14 protein-coding genes are annotated in these 18421 nt (G+C 56.5%); 6 read left to right on the top strand and 8 right to left on the bottom strand.

Annotated elements, in window-relative coordinates; all coding sequences use genetic code 11:
- Positions 1–377 precede the first annotated feature (377 nt).
- The 4 genes from gltB (at position 378) to DG357_RS20310 (ending at position 8976) form a co-directional block, all read left to right on the top strand.
- Positions 378–4838 carry a glutamate synthase large subunit gene (gene gltB / locus DG357_RS20295; protein WP_047367043.1) on the top strand — a complete coding sequence of 1487 codons (4461 nt, stop codon included), beginning with the start codon at positions 378–380 and terminating at the stop codon, positions 4836–4838.
- A 9-nt stretch (positions 4839–4847) separates the two neighbouring features.
- Entirely contained in the window at positions 4848–6266 is a 1419-nt protein-coding gene (gene gltD / locus DG357_RS20300) for a glutamate synthase subunit GltD (RefSeq protein ID WP_028014585.1), read from the top strand.
- 189 nt (positions 6267–6455) lie between these two features.
- Entirely contained in the window at positions 6456–7706 is a 1251-nt protein-coding gene (gene codB, locus DG357_RS20305; protein ID WP_088204341.1) for a cytosine permease, read from the top strand.
- Positions 7696–8976, top strand: coding sequence for a cytosine deaminase (locus DG357_RS20310; protein WP_088204340.1), 1281 nt, complete (start codon positions 7696–7698; stop codon positions 8974–8976). Before codB ends, DG357_RS20310 begins: the two co-directional genes overlap by 11 nt.
- An 88-nt stretch (positions 8977–9064) precedes the next feature.
- On the opposite strand, the gene DG357_RS20315 is transcribed toward DG357_RS20310, so the two are convergent.
- From DG357_RS20315 to zapE, 8 genes are all read right to left on the bottom strand, one after another.
- Positions 9065–10555 carry an MFS transporter gene (locus DG357_RS20315; RefSeq protein ID WP_048999219.1) on the bottom strand — a complete coding sequence of 497 codons (1491 nt, stop codon included), beginning with the start codon at positions 10553–10555 and terminating at the stop codon, positions 9065–9067.
- Between the two features lie 112 nt (positions 10556–10667).
- On the bottom strand, positions 10668–11561 hold the full coding sequence (nanA, locus tag DG357_RS20320; RefSeq protein WP_088204399.1) for an N-acetylneuraminate lyase: 894 nt from the start codon (positions 11559–11561) through the stop codon (positions 10668–10670).
- A gap of 122 nt (positions 11562–11683) precedes the next feature.
- Positions 11684–12466 carry a transcriptional regulator NanR gene (nanR, locus tag DG357_RS20325; protein WP_045260455.1) on the bottom strand — a complete coding sequence of 261 codons (783 nt, stop codon included), beginning with the start codon at positions 12464–12466 and terminating at the stop codon, positions 11684–11686.
- Between the two features lie 102 nt (positions 12467–12568).
- On the bottom strand, positions 12569–13069 hold the full coding sequence (gene sspB / locus DG357_RS20330) for a ClpXP protease specificity-enhancing factor (RefSeq protein WP_028014588.1): 501 nt from the start codon (positions 13067–13069) through the stop codon (positions 12569–12571).
- A 5-nt stretch (positions 13070–13074) separates the two neighbouring features.
- Complete coding sequence (gene sspA / locus DG357_RS20335; RefSeq protein ID WP_028014589.1) at positions 13075–13713, bottom strand: stringent starvation protein SspA; 639 nt, start codon at positions 13711–13713, stop codon at positions 13075–13077.
- A 307-nt stretch (positions 13714–14020) separates the two neighbouring features.
- Positions 14021–14413, bottom strand: a complete 393-nt coding sequence (rpsI, locus tag DG357_RS20345) for a 30S ribosomal protein S9 (RefSeq protein WP_003860436.1) — start codon at positions 14411–14413, stop codon at positions 14021–14023.
- A 15-nt stretch (positions 14414–14428) separates the two neighbouring features.
- Positions 14429–14857: a 50S ribosomal protein L13 gene (rplM, locus tag DG357_RS20350; protein ID WP_006178824.1), complete on the bottom strand. Its 429-nt coding sequence runs from the start codon at positions 14855–14857 to the stop codon at positions 14429–14431.
- A 292-nt stretch (positions 14858–15149) separates the two neighbouring features.
- A complete protein-coding gene (zapE, locus tag DG357_RS20355; protein WP_041907841.1) occupies positions 15150–16274 on the bottom strand; it encodes a cell division protein ZapE in 1125 nt (374 codons plus the stop codon).
- 189 nt (positions 16275–16463) lie between these two features.
- Between zapE and zapG the strand changes: the two genes are divergently transcribed.
- A complete protein-coding gene (zapG, locus tag DG357_RS20360; RefSeq protein WP_010436126.1) occupies positions 16464–16862 on the top strand; it encodes a Z-ring associated protein ZapG in 399 nt (132 codons plus the stop codon).
- 170 nt (positions 16863–17032) lie between these two features.
- Positions 17033–18400 (top strand): serine endoprotease DegQ, encoded by a 1368-nt coding sequence (degQ, locus tag DG357_RS20365; protein ID WP_041907839.1) that lies wholly within the window; start codon positions 17033–17035, stop codon positions 18398–18400.
- Positions 18401–18421: the final 21 nt, after the last annotated feature.

An 18421-nucleotide genomic window follows, 5' to 3' on the forward strand; every position in this document is an offset into this window, starting at 1 on the left:
ACACTCCCCTGCACCTTCCTGGCGCTTTCAGTGGTTGTAAAATTAGTAAAATAACCAATAAAAACATAATGATAATTACGCTTTAGCACATTTTTGTATAAATAAGATTGCCATTTGACCTGTGTACCAATTCCCGATAAGTTGGAAATCCGCTGGAAGCTTTCTGGATGAGCGGCCTGCTCATCATATTTATGCAGTAATTGAGATTCCCTCTGAAGCAAGTCCTCAAACTTGTTTACCTGCGCGAAAGGATGAAAAAGAGGGCGAATGCGAGGTCCGCGTATGAAACGCTAACCCCGTCGCCATGCTCTTTCTGCGCCTGTGCGCCACGGTAAAGTTCAGTGGGAAGCCCGACGAGCCTGGGGAGGTTCACTGATATGTTGTACGATAAATCCCTTGAGAAGGATAACTGTGGTTTCGGCCTGATCGCCCACATAGAAGGCGAACCTAGCCACAAGGTAGTGCGTACCGCTATTCACGCACTGGCCCGTATGCAGCACCGTGGCGCCATCCTGGCCGATGGTAAAACCGGCGACGGTTGCGGCCTGCTGCTGCAAAAACCGGATCGTTTCTTCCGCATCGTGGCGGAAGAGCGCGGCTGGCGTTTAGCCAAAAACTACGCTGTCGGCATGCTGTTCCTGAATCAGGATCCTGAAAAGGCTGCCGCCTCACGCCGCATCGTTGAAGAAGAACTTCAGCGCGAAACCCTGTCGATTGTCGGCTGGCGCGATGTGCCAACCAACGAAGGGGTACTCGGTGAAATCGCCCTCTCCTCGCTGCCTCGTATTGAGCAGATTTTCGTTAACGCGCCTGCGGGCTGGCGTCCGCGCGATATGGAACGCCGTCTGTTTATCGCCCGTCGCCGCATTGAAAAACGTCTCCAGGACGATAAAGAGTTCTACGTCTGTAGCCTCTCTAACCTGGTGAACATCTATAAAGGTCTGTGTATGCCGGCTGACCTGCCGCGCTTCTACCTGGACCTGGCGGACCTGCGTCTGGAATCGGCCATTTGCCTGTTCCACCAGCGCTTCTCCACCAACACCGTGCCGCGCTGGCCGCTGGCGCAGCCGTTCCGCTACCTGGCGCACAACGGCGAGATCAACACCATCACCGGTAACCGCCAGTGGGCGCGTGCTCGTACCTATAAGTTCCAGACCCCGCTGATCCCTGACCTGCACGATGCCGCACCGTTCGTGAACGAAACCGGCTCTGACTCCAGCTCCATGGATAACATGCTGGAACTGCTGCTGGCAGGCGGGATGGATATCGTGCGCGCCATGCGTCTGCTCGTGCCACCGGCCTGGCAGAACAACCCGGATATGGATCCGGAGCTGCGCGCGTTCTTCGACTTTAACTCCATGCATATGGAGCCGTGGGACGGCCCGGCAGGTATCGTAATGTCCGACGGTCGCTTCGCTGCGTGTAACCTGGACCGTAACGGTCTGCGTCCGGCGCGCTACGTCATCACCAAAGACAAGCTCATCACCTGCGCCTCTGAAGTGGGGATCTGGGATTACCAGCCTGACGAAGTGGTCGAGAAAGGCCGCGTCGGTCCGGGCGAGCTGATGGTGATCGATACCCGCGGCGGCCGTATTCTGCACTCTGCGGAAACCGATAACGATCTGAAAAGCCGCCATCCGTATAAAGAGTGGATGGCGAAAAACGTCCGTCGCCTGGTGCCGTTCGAAGATCTGTCTGACGACGAAGTGGGCAGCCGCGAGATGGACGACGATACCCTCGCGAGCTTCCAGAAGCAGTTTAACTACAGCGCGGAAGAACTGGACTCGGTTATTCGCGTGCTCGGCGAAAACGGCCAGGAAGCGGTCGGCTCGATGGGTGACGATACCCCGTTCGCCGTGCTCTCCAGCCAGCCGCGCATTATTTACGACTATTTCCGTCAGCAGTTTGCGCAGGTGACCAACCCGCCAATCGACCCGCTGCGTGAAGCCCACGTGATGTCGCTGGCCACCAGCATCGGCCGTGAGATGAACGTCTTCTGCGAAGCCGAAGGCCAGGCGCACCGTCTGACCTTTAAATCGCCGATCCTGCTGTACTCTGATTTTAAACAGCTCACCACCATGACCGAGGAGCACTACCGCGCCGACACGCTCGATATCACCTTCGACGTGACCGAAACGAGCCTCGAAGAGACGGTGAATGCGCTGTGTGACAAAGCCGAGCAGATGGTGCGTAACGGCACCGTTCTGCTGGTGCTGTCTGACCGTAACATTGCGAAAAACCGTCTGCCGGTGCCTGCGCCAATGGCGGTGGGAGCTATCCAGACGCGTCTGGTCGACAAGAGCCTGCGCTGCGACGCCAACATCATTGTGGAAACCGCGAGCGCCCGCGATCCGCACCACTTTGCCGTGCTGTTAGGCTTTGGTGCGACGGCGATCTATCCATACCTGGCCTACGAAACGCTGGCTCGCCTGGTAGACACCCGCGCCATCGACAAAGATTACCGCACGGTGATGCTGAACTACCGTAACGGCATCAACAAAGGCCTGTACAAGATCATGTCCAAAATGGGCATCTCGACCATTGCCTCTTACCGCTGCTCGAAGCTGTTTGAAGCGGTCGGCCTGCACGACGACGTCGCCAACCTCTGCTTCCAGGGCGTGGTCAGCCGCATCGGCGGGGCCGGTTTTGCTGACTTCCAGCAGGATCTGGTGAACCTGTCGAAGCGCGCCTGGCTGGCACGTAAGCCGCTGGAACAGGGCGGCCTGCTGAAATACGTTCACGGCGGCGAATATCACGCCTACAACCCGGACGTGGTGCGCACGCTGCAACAGGCGGTACAGAGCGGCGAATACAGCGATTATCAGCAGTATGCCGAGCTGGTGAACAACCGTCCGGCAGCGACGCTGCGCGACCTTATTGCCCTCAATCCGGGCGATGAAGCGGTCAGCGTTGACGAAGTTGAGCCTGCATCCGAACTGTTCAAACGCTTCGATACCGCGGCGATGTCCATCGGCGCGCTGAGCCCGGAAGCGCACGAAGCGCTGGCGGAAGCCATGAACAGCATCGGCGGCAACTCCAACTCCGGCGAGGGCGGTGAAGATCCGGCCCGTTACGGCACCAACAAAGTGTCGCGCATCAAGCAGGTGGCGTCCGGCCGCTTTGGCGTAACCCCTGCCTACCTGGTTAACGCCGATGTGATCCAGATTAAGGTCGCTCAGGGTGCAAAACCGGGCGAAGGCGGTCAGCTGCCGGGTGATAAAGTCACCCCGTACATCGCCAAACTGCGCTACTCGGTGCCGGGCGTGACGCTGATTTCCCCGCCGCCGCACCACGATATCTACTCTATCGAGGATCTGGCGCAGCTCATTTTCGACCTGAAGCAGGTCAACCCGAAAGCGATGATCTCCGTGAAGCTGGTTTCCGAGCCGGGCGTCGGCACCATCGCCACCGGCGTGGCGAAAGCCTATGCGGATCTGATCACCATTGCCGGCTACGACGGCGGTACCGGCGCAAGCCCGCTCTCCTCCGTGAAATACGCGGGCTGCCCGTGGGAGCTTGGCCTGGTGGAAACCCAGCAGGCGCTGGTGGCTAACGGTCTGCGTCACAAGATCCGTCTGCAGGTGGACGGCGGTCTGAAAACCGGCCTCGACATCATCAAAGCGGCGATTCTGGGTGCGGAAAGCTTCGGCTTCGGTACCGGCCCGATGGTTGCGCTCGGCTGTAAATACCTGCGTATTTGCCACCTGAACAACTGCGCAACCGGCGTTGCGACCCAGGACGAGAAGCTGCGTAAGAATCACTATCATGGCCTGCCGTTCAAGGTGACTAACTACTTTGACTTCATCGCCCGTGAAACCCGCGAGCTGATGGCGCAGCTGGGCGTGAAGCGTCTGGTGGATCTGATTGGCCGTACCGACCTGCTGAAAGAGCTGGAAGGCTTCACCGCCAAGCAGCAGAAGCTGGAGCTGTCTAAGCTGCTGGAAACGGCTGAGCCGCATCCTGGCAAAGCGGTTTACTGCACCGAGAACAACCCGCCGTTCGACAACGGCGTGCTGAACGCGCAGCTGCTGCAACAGGCGAAGCCGTACGTGGACGAGAAGCAGAGCAAAACGTTCTGGTTTGATATTCGCAATACCGACCGTTCTGTCGGCGCGTCCCTCTCCGGTTATATCGCGCAAACGCACGGCGATCAGGGGCTGGCGTCGGATCCGATTACCGCGCACTTCAGCGGTACCGCGGGCCAGAGCTTCGGCGTGTGGAACGCCGGCGGCGTTGAGTTATACCTGACCGGCGATGCCAACGACTACGTCGGCAAAGGCATGGCGGGCGGTCTGCTGGCGGTGCGTCCTCCGGTCGGTTCAGCCTTCCGCAGCCATGAAGCCAGCATCATCGGCAACACCTGTCTGTACGGTGCGACAGGCGGTCGTCTGTTTGCCGCGGGCCGTGCGGGCGAACGTTTTGCGGTGCGTAACTCCGGTGCCATCACCGTGGTGGAAGGCATCGGCGATAACGGCTGCGAATACATGACGGGCGGAATTGTGTGCGTCCTGGGTAAAACCGGCGTGAACTTTGGCGCCGGCATGACGGGCGGTTTTGCCTACGTGCTGGATGAAGACGGTGAGTTCCGCAAACGCGTGAACCCGGAACTGGTGGAAGTGCTGGACGTTGATTCGCTGGCCATTCACGAAGAACACCTGCGCGGTTTGATTACCGAACACGTGCAGCATACCGGTTCTTCGCGCGGCGAAGAGATCCTGGCGAACTGGCCAGCGTTCTCTGCGAAATTCGCGCTGGTTAAGCCGAAGTCCAGCGATGTTAAAGCCCTGTTGGGTCACCGTAGTCGTAGCGCAGCAGAGCTGCGCGTGCAGGCGCAGTAAGGAATTCAGATGAGCCAGAACGTTTACCAGTTTATCGACCTTCAGCGTGTTGATCCGCCAAAGAAACCGCTGAAGATCCGTAAAATTGAATTTGTTGAAATCTATGAGCCGTTTTCAGAAGGCCAGGCCAAAGCACAGGCAGACCGCTGCCTGTCCTGCGGTAACCCTTACTGCGAATGGAAATGTCCGGTCCATAACTACATTCCGAACTGGCTGAAGCTGGCCAACGAAGGGCGTATTTTTGAAGCCGCCGAGCTGTCTCACCAGACCAATACCCTGCCGGAAGTGTGCGGCCGCGTGTGTCCTCAGGATCGCCTGTGCGAAGGCTCCTGTACGCTGAACGACGAGTTTGGCGCGGTGACCATCGGCAACATCGAACGCTATATCAACGATAAAGCGTTCGAGATGGGCTGGCGTCCGGATATGACCGGCGTGAAGCAAACCGACAAGCGCGTGGCGATCGTCGGCGCGGGTCCGGCAGGCCTCGCCTGTGCCGACGTGCTGACACGCAACGGCGTGAAGGCGGTGGTTTTTGACCGTCACCCGGAAATCGGCGGTCTGCTGACCTTCGGTATCCCGGCCTTCAAGCTGGAAAAAGAGGTAATGACCCGCCGCCGTGAAATCTTCACCGGCATGGGCATTGAGTTCAAACTCAACACCGAAGTGGGCCGCGACGTGCAGCTCGACGATCTGCTGAAGGATTACGACGCCGTGTTCCTGGGCGTGGGTACCTATCAGTCCATGCGCGGTGGTCTGGAGAACGAAGATGCGCCAGGCGTGTACGACGCGCTGCCGTTCCTGATTGCTAACACCAAACAGCTGATGGGCTACGGCGAAACTGCCGACGAGCCGTTTGTCAGCATGGAAGGTAAACGCGTTGTCGTGCTGGGCGGCGGTGATACCGCGATGGACTGCGTGCGTACGTCCATTCGTCAGAACGCGGCGCACGTCATCTGTGCTTACCGTCGTGACGAAGAGAACATGCCGGGCTCTAAGCGCGAAGTGAAAAACGCGCGTGAAGAGGGCGTAGAGTTCCAGTTCAACATCCAGCCTCTGGGCATTGAAGTGAACGCCAACGGTAAGGTGAGCGGCGTGAAGATGGCGCGCACGGAGATGGGTGCGCCGGATGCGAAAGGCCGTCGTCGCGCGGAGATCGTGGCTGGCTCTGAGCACGTGATCCCGGCCGACGCCGTGGTGATGGCGTTTGGTTTCCGCCCTCACAGCATGGAGTGGCTGGCGAAGCACAGCGTAGAGCTGGACTCACAGGGCCGCGTGATTGCGCCGGAAGGCAGCGACAACGCCTTCCAGACCAGCAACCCGAAAATCTTCGCCGGTGGCGATATCGTTCGCGGTTCAGACCTGGTGGTGACGGCAATTGCCGAGGGCCGCAAGGCGGCTGACGGGATCCTGAACTTCCTGGAAGTGTAAGACCCTCTGACTCCCTGGCAGAAGCATAAAGCGGAACGCCGGGGAGCCTGTTTTCAGTAACCTCCCCTTCAGTTAACGATACCCATTTCCCCACAAATGCAGTGTAAACCCCGGACGTAAACGTTTGCATTGATGAAAAAAATGGATATTATGCGGCGGATTTTTTTGGCCAAAATTCAAGGAGGCGTTGTGTCGCAAGATAACAATTATAGCCAGGGCCCCGTCCCTCTGGCGGCGCGGAAAGGCGTGGTTCCACTCACTTTTGTGATGTTAGGGTTAACGTTTTTTTCCGCCAGTATGTGGACCGGAGGCACGCTCGGTACCGGTCTTTCCTATAATGATTTCTTCCTCGCAGTTCTCTTCGGCAATCTCCTCCTCGGTATTTACACTGCTTTTCTTGGCTACATTGGCGCAAAAACCGGCCTCTCAACCCATCTTCTTGCGCGTTACTCGTTCGGTATAAAAGGTTCCTGGCTTCCCTCCATGCTTTTAGGCGGTACGCAGGTAGGATGGTTTGGCGTCGGCGTAGCGATGTTTGCCATCCCGGTGAGTAAAGCCACGGGCATCGACGTGAACGTCCTGATTGCGGTTTCCGGCCTGTTGATGACGTTGACCATTTTTTTTGGCATCTCGGCACTGACGATTTTATCCATCATCGCCGTACCCGCTATCGTCATCCTGGGTAGCTACTCCGTCTGGCTGGCGGTGGACGGCGTGGGAGGGTTGGACCACCTCAAATCCATTGTGCCGCAGACGCCGCTCAACTTTTCCAGCGCGCTGGCGCTGGTTGTAGGTTCGTTTATCAGCGCAGGCACGCTGACCGCCGACTTCGTCCGCTTTGGCCGCAATGCTAAAGGTGCCGTTCTGGTGGCGATGGTGGCATTTTTCCTTGGCAACTCGCTGATGTTTATCTTCGGTGCGGCAGGCGCTGCTGCCGTAGGACAGGCCGATATTTCTGACGTGATGATCGCCCAGGGACTGCTGCTGCCGGCGATTGTCGTTCTCGGCCTGAATATCTGGACCACCAATGACAACGCGCTGTACGCCTCTGGTCTGGGTTTCGCCAATATTACTGGCCTTTCCAGCCGTACGCTGTCGGTGGTAAATGGCATTATCGGTACGCTGTGCGCGCTGTGGCTATACAACAACTTCGTTGGCTGGCTGACCTTTCTGTCGGCAGCGATTCCGCCGATTGGCGGGGTAATTATCGCCGACTATCTGATTAATCGCCGCCGCTATGCCAGCTTCGACCACGCAAAATTTGTGTCTGTTAACTGGATTGCCATTTTCTCGGTCGCCCTGGGTGTTGCTGCCGGGCACTACATTCCGGGAATTGTCCCCGTTAACGCAGTATTGGGTGGCGTCTTCAGCTATTTGGTGTTAAACCCATTCGCCAGACGTACCCTTGCCAATCCTTCGGAGGCTTCCCATGCAGAATAATTCCCTCACTATCCGTCAGGCCCGTTTGCAGGGGCAGGAGGGTTTATGGCAAATCACGATTGAGAACGGACGCTTCAGCCGAATCGATCCTCAGGAAACCGCCCCTGCGCCAGTCGGTCAGGTGCTGGACGCCGAATGCGGGCTGGTTATCCCTCCTTTCATCGAACCGCATATCCATCTGGATACAACGCAAACGGCGGGTGAACCGAGCTGGAACCAGTCAGGCACCCTTTTCGAAGGCATCGAGCGCTGGGCCGAACGTAAGGCGATGCTCACCCACGAAGACGTTAAAGCTCGCGCGATGCAAACCCTGAAGTGGCAGATCGCTAACGGCATTCAGTACGTACGTACTCACGTTGACGTCTCGGACCCTACCCTTACGGCACTGAAAGCCATGCTGGAGGTGAAGCAGGAAGTCGCCCCGTGGGTCGATATGCAAATTGTGGCATTCCCGCAGGAAGGCATTCTTTCTTATCCGAACGGTGAAGCACTGCTTGAGGAGGCCGTGCGTTTAGGGGCGGATGTCATCGGCGCAATCCCGCACTTTGAATTTACGCGTGAATATGGCGTGGAGTCGCTGCATAAAACGTTTTCCCTGGCCAGAAAGTACGATCGCCTGATCGATGTCCACTGTGACGAAATTGATGATGAACAATCGCGCTTCGTTGAAACCGTTGCCGCCCTGGCACATCGTGACGGAATGGGTTCGCGCGTGACCGCCAGCCATACCACGGCAATGCACTCCTATAATGGTGCGTATACGTCCCGGCTGTTTCGCCTGTTAAAAATGTCAGGCATTAACTTCGTGGCAAACCCGCTGGTTAACACGCATTTGCAGGGCCGTTTCGATACCTATCCCAAACGCCGCGGCATTACACGCGTCAAAGAGATGCTGGAAGCGGAGATCAACGTCTGCTTCGGTCATGACGACGTTTTCGATCCGTGGTATCCGCTGGGAACCGCGAATATGCTTCAGGTTCTGCATATGGGGCTGCACGTCTGCCAACTGATGGGCTACGGGCAAATAAACGATGGGCTTAACCTGATCACTACCCACAGCGCGAAAACGCTCAATTTGCAGGACTATGGCGTGCGCGTTGGGAATTCAGCAAACCTGGTGATCCTCCCGGCAGAGAATGGGTTTGATGCCGTTCGTCGCCAGACGCCGGCACGATACTCTGTTCGCCACGGCAAGGTGATTGCCGAGACGGTGCCCAGCCAGACAACCTTGCACCTGACGCAGCCGGAAGCGGTGACGTTTAAGCGCTAATTCTGGGTTGGAAACCGCGTGGCAAACGTCATCGCGTACATAAAGATATCCTCGGCGGAGCTAACGCCCTGCCGCTTTTTCCAGCGGATTAACTTTTGCTTTTGGCTAAAGCGCTTTTATCGCCGCCAAACGGGACGGCTCCGCTGAAAGGTTTACCGTCGATGGCGTCGTGGGTTCGAATCGCCTCCGGCCGCAGCCAGCGCTGAACGCGGGACGGCATATCCAGTCCAATCAGCAGGATCACCACAAAGGTCAGGCCGAAGGAGAGCGATCCCAGGGCTGTGCCCAGCGCCATATTCTGCGACAGCAGCGCACCAATCACCGGGGCGATCGCCCCGCCCAGCGCCCCGACGTTATAGGTAAAGCCCAGACCCGCCGCACGCTGGTCGGTGTCGAAATAACCGCCGATGAGTTTCGGTAAGATCCCCGAGATCCCCTGCCCCAGCATCTGCTGGAAAAAGAGCAGCAGGCCCAGCACCCAGACATTTGCGCCACCGATCGCAAAGACGGGAACGATCAGCAACTGTGAGGCCAGCAGGCTACAGACGTAGGCCTTCCGGGTGCCCAACCAGTCGCCGAGAAAACCACCCACGCAGCAGCCTACAGCCGCGCCGAAGCCGCTAAAGAACAGCACCTTCGCCACCGTTGACGGATCATAGGCCAGATCGGTTTTCAGATACGTGGGTAACAGCGCCTGAATCGGCCAGGAGTAGAGGAACGCGAAGAGCACGACAACCATCAGCGTGACGCCCGTAGGCCAGCGTTTACCGCTGCTTTGCACCATAAAGCTGATAAACACAATGGCGCACAGCAGGCCGAGAATAACCACCAGCCCGGCGTTGTTGAGTTCGCCGGCAAAGCAGAACCACAGCGCCGTGCCGGCAAACAGCGTCATCGCCATATTGATCAGACGGTATTTGCCGCGATAAAGAATATCAACCATTGTGCGTACCGGCGCCTGACCTTCGTGCTTCGCTTTCCAGTCTTCAGCCTCCGGAATATTTTTCCGCAGCCACAGGGCAAAGACGATGGGCAGGATGCCGATAAAGAACAGCGCTCGCCAGCCCCAGACGGGCACGACAAGGCTGTAGACCTGGGCCGCAACCACGGCACCGATGGAGAAGCCAGAAATCAGAAAACCACTCGCCTTATTGCGCAGGTGTTTCGGCCAGCTTTCGATTACGTAGGTTGCGCTGGAGCCATATTCCCCCGCCATCCCCATACCAATCACCATGCGGGCGATAAACAGGGTGACGTAACCCGGCGCAAAACCGCAGGCCAGCGTACCGCAGGAGAAGAGCACGATGCTGGTTATCATTGCCAGCTTGCGGCCATAGCGGTCGCCCATGGCGCCCAGCAGCAGGCCGCCGAACCAGCGCGAAATAAAGGCCGCCGAAATGAGGCTCGCCGCTTCAACGGTCGTGAGGCCAAATTCACTTTTAATTTCTGTCAGGACTAAGGCAATCAGAACAAAATCGAAGCCATCAAGCAGATATCCCAGCCAGGCGGCGGAGAAGGCGCGCCACTGAGGGCGGCTTAGATGACGGTACCACGGGATGCTTTGGGTAGACTTACTCATTTCACTCTCCCGACGATTTCTCTGTCGTTTTGCCGGATGACGGCTGCGCCTTATCCGGCCTACGTATCGCGTTTTTGTAGGCCGGATAAGCGACGCGCCATCCGGCAGTGCGTTAGCGTTTTTCCGCCATTAACTGCTCCGCCAGCGCCTTCAGCGCCGGCACGAATTGCTCGTCTACAGGGGCAAACGGTTTACGGCACAGCGGCACGGACACCACGTCCATGTAGTGCAGAACCGTTTTCAGACCACGGAAGACCCCGGCTTTAATCAGCAGGTCGATGACCTTGTTGCATTCGCTTTGCAGGCGCTGTGCGGTGGCGTTATCCCCCTCACGAACCGCGTTGGCGATAGCCCGGTAGCGCCAGCCCATAATGTTGTAGGTGCTGCCGATCCCCCCGTCCGCGCCGGCCAGCAGGCCGGAGGCAAAGATTTCGTCATAGCCGTTGTAGAGCACCAGATCCGGATGCTCACGACGGATCTGCTCCATCTGGAACAGATCGCCGGAGGTTTGTTTTAACGCGCCGACGCCGGGCAGCGTCACCAGAGTGTTGATCTGATCCAGGCTTAGCTTCACGCCGCTTAACGCCGGGATGTTGTAGACCACCATCGGCAGACCATCCGCCGAATCAATAATTGCACGGTAGTGATCGCAATGTTCTTCAAAGCTAAAGGGGTAATAAAACGGCGTGACGGCGGACACGGCGTCAAAGCCCAAGCGGGCTGCGGCGGTGGCCAGCTGCTGGCTTTCCGCGGTGCTCACGCAGCCAACGTGGGCAATGAGCGTGATTTTTCCTTTCGCCTCCTCCGCCACGATCTCCATCACCAGCTCGCGTTCAGAAAGGCTTTGGACAAAGGCTTCCCCCGTTGAACCGCCGACATAAAGCCCGTCGATGCCCTGCGCAATATTGAACTGCACCAGACGGCGCAGGCTCTCCTTATCCAGCGCCTGCTGTTGGGTAAACGGAGTCAGAAGTGCGGCCATTACGCCGCGGAGTTGCGTTGCCATAGATACCTCAATCATTCGTGTGTTTGTTATAACGATATACCTTTATACCTGTTATACCAGATCAATTAAGCAGCAGTGGAATACAGAACGCTTATATTGCGATCTGCTTCACTAAAGGATCGTTACTTTTTAGCTTTTGAATGCTGGCCGAAGGCGTGCCAGGTAGCGGAAACGCTGTTGAGGTGAGTTTGCAACGCCCGATCGGCTTCATCGGGATCGCGGCGGCGGATCGCGTCAACGATCGCGATATGCTGGCGATAGCTGGCTGCGTTATGTTGATAAAGCTCTGCATCCGGCACTTTAGGACGCGCCGCGATTAGCCAGTCGAGCAGCGCAACGTGGATCGCGTTGAAGATTGGGTTGCCGGGGATCTCCGCCAGCACGCGGTGAAAATCGACGTCGGATCGAATGAACAGCGCGTTGTCATCCAGGGACTGGCTGTTGATCTCCAGCGCTTTCGTCAGCCGCGCAATCTGATCGTCCGTGGCGTACTCTGCGGCATAACGCACGAGGCTGGATTCAAAGAACAGACGGAGCTGCTCAAAATGGGCAATACCACCGGGCTGGGTCAGAAAATCTTTCGCCATCCCCGACAGCTCGCTGATGATGGTATCGGCAGACGGCAGGGTGACGCGGGCGCGTTCACCGTTGTTAATCTGTACCAGACCTTTACGCTTCAGCGCCGCCAGCGCTTCGCGCACCGAGGGGCGGCCCACGTTGAAGAACGCCATCAGCTCGCGCTCGGAGGGCAGTTGCTCTCCCTGGGCAAATTCCTTCCGGCGGATCATCTGCTCCAGCTCTTCTTCCACCATATCCGACAGCTTTTTGCGCGTCAGCGGTCGGCGACGCAGGCTGCGGCCAAGGGTTTCATCTGAGTTTTCAGCGTTACGATCGGTCGGTTTCATTGCAGTCCGGTGCCATTGAAGGAAAACGCTGCATCATAACACAGGAAATTAGAGGGGGCGAAAAGGGGCAGAAAGCAAAACAGGCCCGTCGGGCCTGTTTGTTTATTTCACAACGCGCAGTGCGGGACGACCACCGCGCGGTGGCGGTTCATCATCGGGACCCTCGTCGTCGTCCTGACGATCGGGCTTGTCGCCATCAATCACAGACATTACCGGGTCGCTTTCGCGTTCATCGGATGCCTCATCGTCATTCAGGCTGGCAACCTCTTCATCATACGCCGCTTCCGGCTCGAACATGGTGCCTGCACCGTTTTCACGGGCGTAGATAGCCAGAACCGCAGCCAGCGGAACGGAAACCTGACGCGGCACGCCGCCGAAACGCGCATTAAAGCGCACTTCGTCGTTTGCCAGCTCCAGGTTACCCACTGCACGTGGCGCAATATTCAGTACAATCTGTCCGTCGCGTGCGTATTCCATTGGAACCTGCACGCCCGGCAACGTCACATCCACAACCAAGTGCGGCGTGAGCTGGTTATCCAGCAGCCATTCATAGAAGGCGCGCAGCAGATACGGACGGCGTGGGGTAAGTTGTGACATTTCCACAGTCATTAGCCTCGGCCGAGACGCATTTCACGTTCCGGTTCAGTTAAAGATGCCAGGAAAGAGTCGCGCTCAAATACGCGAGTCATATAGCCTTTCAGCTCTTTTGCGCCAGGGCCGCTGAACTCAACGCCCAGAATTGGCAGACGCCACAGCAGCGGAGCCAGATAGCAATCCACCAGGCTGAACTCGTCGCTCAGGAAGAACGGTTTCTGACCAAACACAGGGGCAATTGCCAGCAGCTCTTCACGCAGTTGCTTACGCGCAGCGTCGGCTTCAGAAGCGGAGCCGCTGGTAATGACGTTCATCAGCGAGTACCAGTCTTTTTCGATACGCTGCATGTACAGGCGGCTTTCACCACGTGCAACAGGGTAAACAGGCATCAGCGGCGGATGCGGGAAACGCTCATCCAGATATTCCATAATGATACGGGATTCCCACAGGGTCAGCTCGCGATCCACCAGCGTCGGTACGCTTTGGCTCGGGTTGAGATCGATCAGATCCTGAGGCGGGTTATCCTTTTCCACATGCTCGATCTCAAAACTGACACCCTTCTCGGCCAGCACGATACGAACCTGATGGCTATAAATGTCAGTAGGACCAGAAAACAGCGTCATTACCGAACGTTTGTTGGCAGCGACAGCCATGAAAACCTCCAGGTATATTCAGAATTTTTACTGCTACCAGCCCAACGGGGCCAGCCAGATGAAGTATCGCCCATCCCAGAGAAGACACATTGTTCAAGAATCGAACAAAAATCGAGTATTCACCGATATTTGGGCAGAAAATTGGATGATAGTTTACCAGATTTTGATGGCTTTGTGGTGAGGGGATGCCGGAAATGTGGAAAAAGAGAAGATATATGAAATGTTACTGTGGATAACCTGCGCATTATCCATAAAAAAACCCGCCGAAGCGGGTTTTTCGCCAATCGTTCTGCGTAAGCAGAATGGATTAACGTTTGGAGAACTGTGGACGACGACGTGCTTTACGCAGACCCACTTTCTTACGTTCAACCTGACGAGCGTCACGAGTAACGAAGCCAGCTTTACGCAGTTCAGAACGCAGGGATTCGTCGTACTCCATCAGAGCGCGGGTGATACCGTGACGGATCGCACCTGCCTGACCGGAGATACCACCACCTTTAACGGTGATGTACAGATCCAGTTTTTCTACCATATCAACCAGTTCCAGCGGCTGGCGAACTACCATGCGGGCAGTTTCGCGACCGAAGTACTGTTCCAGAGAACGCTGGTTGATTACGATTTTACCACTGCCCGGTTTGATGAAAACGCGAGCTGCGGAACTTTTGCGGCGACCAGTGCCGTAGTATTGATTTTCAGCCATTGCCTATAATCCCGATTAGATGTCAAGAACTTGCGGTTGCTGTGCCGCGTGGTTGTGCTCGTTGCCTGCGTAAACTTTCAGTTTACGGAACATAGCACGACCCAGTGGGCCTTTTGGCAGCATGCCTTTAACCGCGATTTCAATCACACGCTCAGGACGGCGGGCAATCATCTCTTCAAAGGTCGCTTCTTTGATACCACCGATGTGGCCGGTGTGGTGGTAGTACACTTTGTCAGTACGCTTGTTGCCGGTAACAGCAACTTTGTCAGCGTTCAGAACGATGATGTAATCACCGGTATCAACGTGCGGAGTGTATTCCGCTTTATGCTTACCGCGCAGGCGACGAGCCAGTTCAGTAGCCAGACGGCCCAGAGTTTTACCGGTCGCGTCAACAACATACCAGTCGCGCTGTACGGTTTCTGGTTTAGCTGTAAAAGTTTTCATTAAAAGCTTACCCAAATAATAAGTTACACGTTGGTGAACACCCAAACGTTTAGTCAGTTGAGGTTCACACGACAAAGTCCGGCAAACCTACCCCTTCGAATAGCACATGCCGACACATAGAAAGTTTCGGGAAAAAAACCTTCTCGTAACGTGGGGTCGCAAGATTATAGAGAAGTTGAGGTCAAAGATCGACCCTTAAATGTGATTTGGAATGGGTTTTTCGGGGGGCGCGTTTGTGCGGTCTGGTGCCCTCACCCTCAGCCCCTCTCCCACAGGGAGAGGGGAGCATTGATTAGGGCATATGCTCACGCTTGAGATACTCTTCGCTCTGCATCTCTTGCAGGCGCGAGAGGCAGCGCTGGAACTCAAACTTCAGCCGCTCGCCCTGGTAGATCTCATATAAAGGCACCTCGGCGCTGACGACAAGCTTGACGTGGCGCTCGTAAAACTCGTCCACCAGCGCAATGAAGCGCCGCGCTTCGCTCTCCATCAGCCGCGTCATCACCGGCACATCCAGCATCATCACGGTGTGGAACAGGCGCGAAAGCGCAATATAGTCATGCTGGCTGCGGGCATCCACGCAGAGCGTCGCAAAAGAGACTGCCAGCGTCTGGTTTTCTACGCCAAGGGTGGGTAACGGGCGATGGTTAATCTCCAGCGTCGGTGCGTTTTCGCGTTTTGCGCCCGCCAGCGCCAGCCAGAGTTTATCCATCTCGCGAGCGGTATCGGCGTTTAACGGCGAAAGCCACAGGTGCGCCTGCGTTAACGTGCGCAGACGATAATCGACACCGGCATCGACATTCATGATGTCGCAATGCTGTTTGATAGCATCAATAGCCGGCAGGAAACGCGCCCGCTGCAGGCCGTTGCGATAGAGTTCATCCGGCGGGATATTCGACGTGGCAACGAGCGTGATCCCGCGGGCAAACAGCGCTTTCATCAGCCCGCCTAACAGCATGGCGTCGGTAATGTCAGAAACAAAAAACTCATCGAAGCAGAGCACGTCCGTTTCCGCCTTGAACCTGTCAGCCACAATCTCCAGCGGATCGCTTTTGCCCTGCAGCGCTGTAAGCTCTTCATGCACCCGCAGCATAAAGCGATGGAAGTGGAGGCGCTGTTTACGCTCCCCCGGCAGGCTGAGATAAAACAGATCCATCAGCCAGGTTTTTCCGCGACCGACGCCGCCCCACATATATAAACCGCGCACCGGAGCCTGAGCCTGCGGCGCTTTTTTGCCGAGCAGTCGGCCAAACGCCGCTTTGAGCCCACCACTCTGTTCTACTTCAGCAGGTTTTGCCGTGAGCGCCTGATAAATCATCTCCAGACGGTTTACCGCCTCACGTTGAACGTCATCAGGCTGATGAGTACCCTCATTCAGGGCCAGTTGATATCGCGATGCAGGGGACAGAATTTGCATAATCTTATTGTTATTCCTTCAATTAATGCTCATCAGCAGGCGTGACTGATGAAAAAAAGGCCGTTCTACACTACGCGATGATACGTCAGGATTCCACTTCTGCGGAAATAGCGGTTATAGTGGCATTATCAGGCACAGGCAGGAGCCGAGCCAACACCCTACGGAACAACAAGACAACGGGAGAAGTTCATGACCTGGGAATATGCGCTAATCGGTTTAGTCGTCGGCATCGTGATCGGTGCTGTGGCCATGCGTTTCGGCAACCGCAAATTGCGTCAGCAGCAGTCACTGCAGTACGAACTGGAAAAGAATAAAGCAGAGCTGGAAGAGTATCGCGAAGAGCTGGTCAGCCACTTTGCCCGTAGCGCCGAGCTGCTGGACAACATGGCGACCGACTACCGTCAGCTGTATCAGCATATGGCGAAAAGCTCCAGCAGCCTGCTGCCGGAAATGACCGCGGAGACTAACCCGTTCCGCAACCGTCTGGCCGACTCAGAAGCGGGTAACGATCAGGCTCCGGTTCAGATGCCACGCGACTACTCTGACGGCGCGTCCGGCCTGCTGCGCGGTGGCGCAAAACGCGATTAATCGCACAACATAAATATATTTTACGGGCGCATCTCTTGCGCCCGTCCTTTCTTCCCGTCCCCAGCTATTATTTAGTCAAACACCTCATTGTTCAGCGGTATAAAATTCAATAACATCATCATGATTTTGGGCCGTTCTTCTTTCATTCCAGGATACGAGAGTCAGCATCAATGAAGAAAAAAAACCAGCTGTTGAGCGCTATAGCGTTAAGTGTCGGGTTATCTCTCTCGGCGTCCTTCCCTGCCGGTGCGGCGCTGCCTTCGCAGGTGCCGGGACAGGCAGCCACTCCCAGCCTCGCGCCAATGCTGGAAAAAGTGTTGCCCGCGGTCGTGAGCGTTCAGGTAGAAGGCACGGCGGTTCAAAGCCAGCGCGTACCGGAAGAACTGAAAAAATATTTTGGCGATGAGTCCCCCAACCAGCAGGCTCAGCCTTTTGAAGGCCTGGGCTCTGGCGTCATCATTGATGCGGCTAAAGGCTATATCCTGACCAACAATCATGTCATCAGCCAGGCCGATAAAATCAGCGTCCAGCTGAACGATGGTCGTGAATTTGATGCCAAACTGATTGGCGGCGATGATCAGAGCGACATCGCGCTATTGCAGGTGCAGAACCCGAGCAACCTGACCCAGATTGCCATTGCGGATTCCGACAAGCTGCGCGTCGGTGATTTTGCCGTCGCTGTGGGCAACCCCTTTGGTTTAGGTCAAACCGCCACCTCCGGCATAGTCTCGGCGCTGGGACGCAGTGGCCTGAATCTGGAAGGTCTGGAAAACTTCATCCAGACCGATGCCTCAATCAACCGGGGCAACTCCGGCGGGGCATTACTCAACCTTAACGGCGAGCTGATTGGCATTAACACGGCAATTCTGGCTCCGGGCGGCGGCAGCATTGGGATTGGCTTTGCGATCCCGAGCAATATGGCTAAAACGCTGGCGCAGCAGCTAATCCAGTTCGGCGAAGTCAAACGTGGACTGCTGGGTATTAAAGGCATGGAGATGAGCGCTGATATCGCGAAAGCGTTCAATATCAACGTGCAGCGCGGTGCGTTTGTCAGTGAAGTGCTGCCAAACTCCGGCTCGGCAAAAGCAGGCATCAAATCGGGCGATGTGATTGTAAGCCTTAACGACAAGCCGCTGAGCAGCTTTGCTGAACTGCGTTCGCGTATCGCCACTACCGAACCGGGGGCCAAAGTGAAGCTGGGCCTGATCCGTGACGGTAAGCCGCTGAATGTCGAAGTGACGCTGGATAAAAGCACCTCGTCCTCTGCCAGCGCGGAGCTTATCGCCCCGGCGCTGCAGGGAGCAACGCTAAGCGATGGGCAGTTGAAAGACGGTACGAAAGGCATTCGCCTGGACACCGTCGAGAAGAGCAGCCCTGCCGCGCAGGCCGGATTGCATCAGGAAGATGTCATCATTGGCGTGAACCGCAATCGCGTGCAGTCCATTGCCGAACTGCGCAAGGTGCTGGAGAGCAAACCGGCGGTCATTGCCCTGCAGGTCATGCGTGGCAATGAGTCTATCTACATTCTGTTGCGCTAAGCATTTGCGATCCCGGACATC

The organism is Enterobacter bugandensis (genome assembly GCF_900324475.1).
Lineage (GTDB): Bacteria > Pseudomonadota > Gammaproteobacteria > Enterobacterales > Enterobacteriaceae > Enterobacter > Enterobacter bugandensis.

Bases quoted from the DNA above. Each gene is read 5' to 3' on its own strand.
- gltB (WP_047367043.1), top strand. From the start codon at position 378: ATGTTGTACGATAAATCCCTTGAGAAGGATAACTGTGGTTTCGGCCTG.
- gltD (WP_028014585.1), top strand. From the start codon at position 4,848: ATGAGCCAGAACGTTTACCAGTTTATCGACCTTCAGCGTGTTGATCCG.
- DG357_RS20310 (WP_088204340.1), top strand. From the start codon at position 7,696: ATGCAGAATAATTCCCTCACTATCCGTCAGGCCCGTTTGCAGGGGCAG.
- DG357_RS20315 (WP_048999219.1), bottom strand. From the start codon at position 10,555: ATGAGTAAGTCTACCCAAAGCATCCCGTGGTACCGTCATCTAAGCCGC.
- nanA (WP_088204399.1), bottom strand. From the start codon at position 11,561: ATGGCAACGCAACTCCGCGGCGTAATGGCCGCACTTCTGACTCCGTTT.
- nanR (WP_045260455.1), bottom strand. From the start codon at position 12,466: ATGAAACCGACCGATCGTAACGCTGAAAACTCAGATGAAACCCTTGGC.
- sspA (WP_028014589.1), bottom strand. From the start codon at position 13,713: ATGGCTGTCGCTGCCAACAAACGTTCGGTAATGACGCTGTTTTCTGGT.
- rpsI (WP_003860436.1), bottom strand. From the start codon at position 14,413: ATGGCTGAAAATCAATACTACGGCACTGGTCGCCGCAAAAGTTCCGCA.
- rplM (WP_006178824.1), bottom strand. From the start codon at position 14,857: ATGAAAACTTTTACAGCTAAACCAGAAACCGTACAGCGCGACTGGTAT.
- zapE (WP_041907841.1), bottom strand. From the start codon at position 16,274: ATGCAAATTCTGTCCCCTGCATCGCGATATCAACTGGCCCTGAATGAG.
- zapG (WP_010436126.1), top strand. From the start codon at position 16,464: ATGACCTGGGAATATGCGCTAATCGGTTTAGTCGTCGGCATCGTGATC.
- degQ (WP_041907839.1), top strand. From the start codon at position 17,033: ATGAAGAAAAAAAACCAGCTGTTGAGCGCTATAGCGTTAAGTGTCGGG.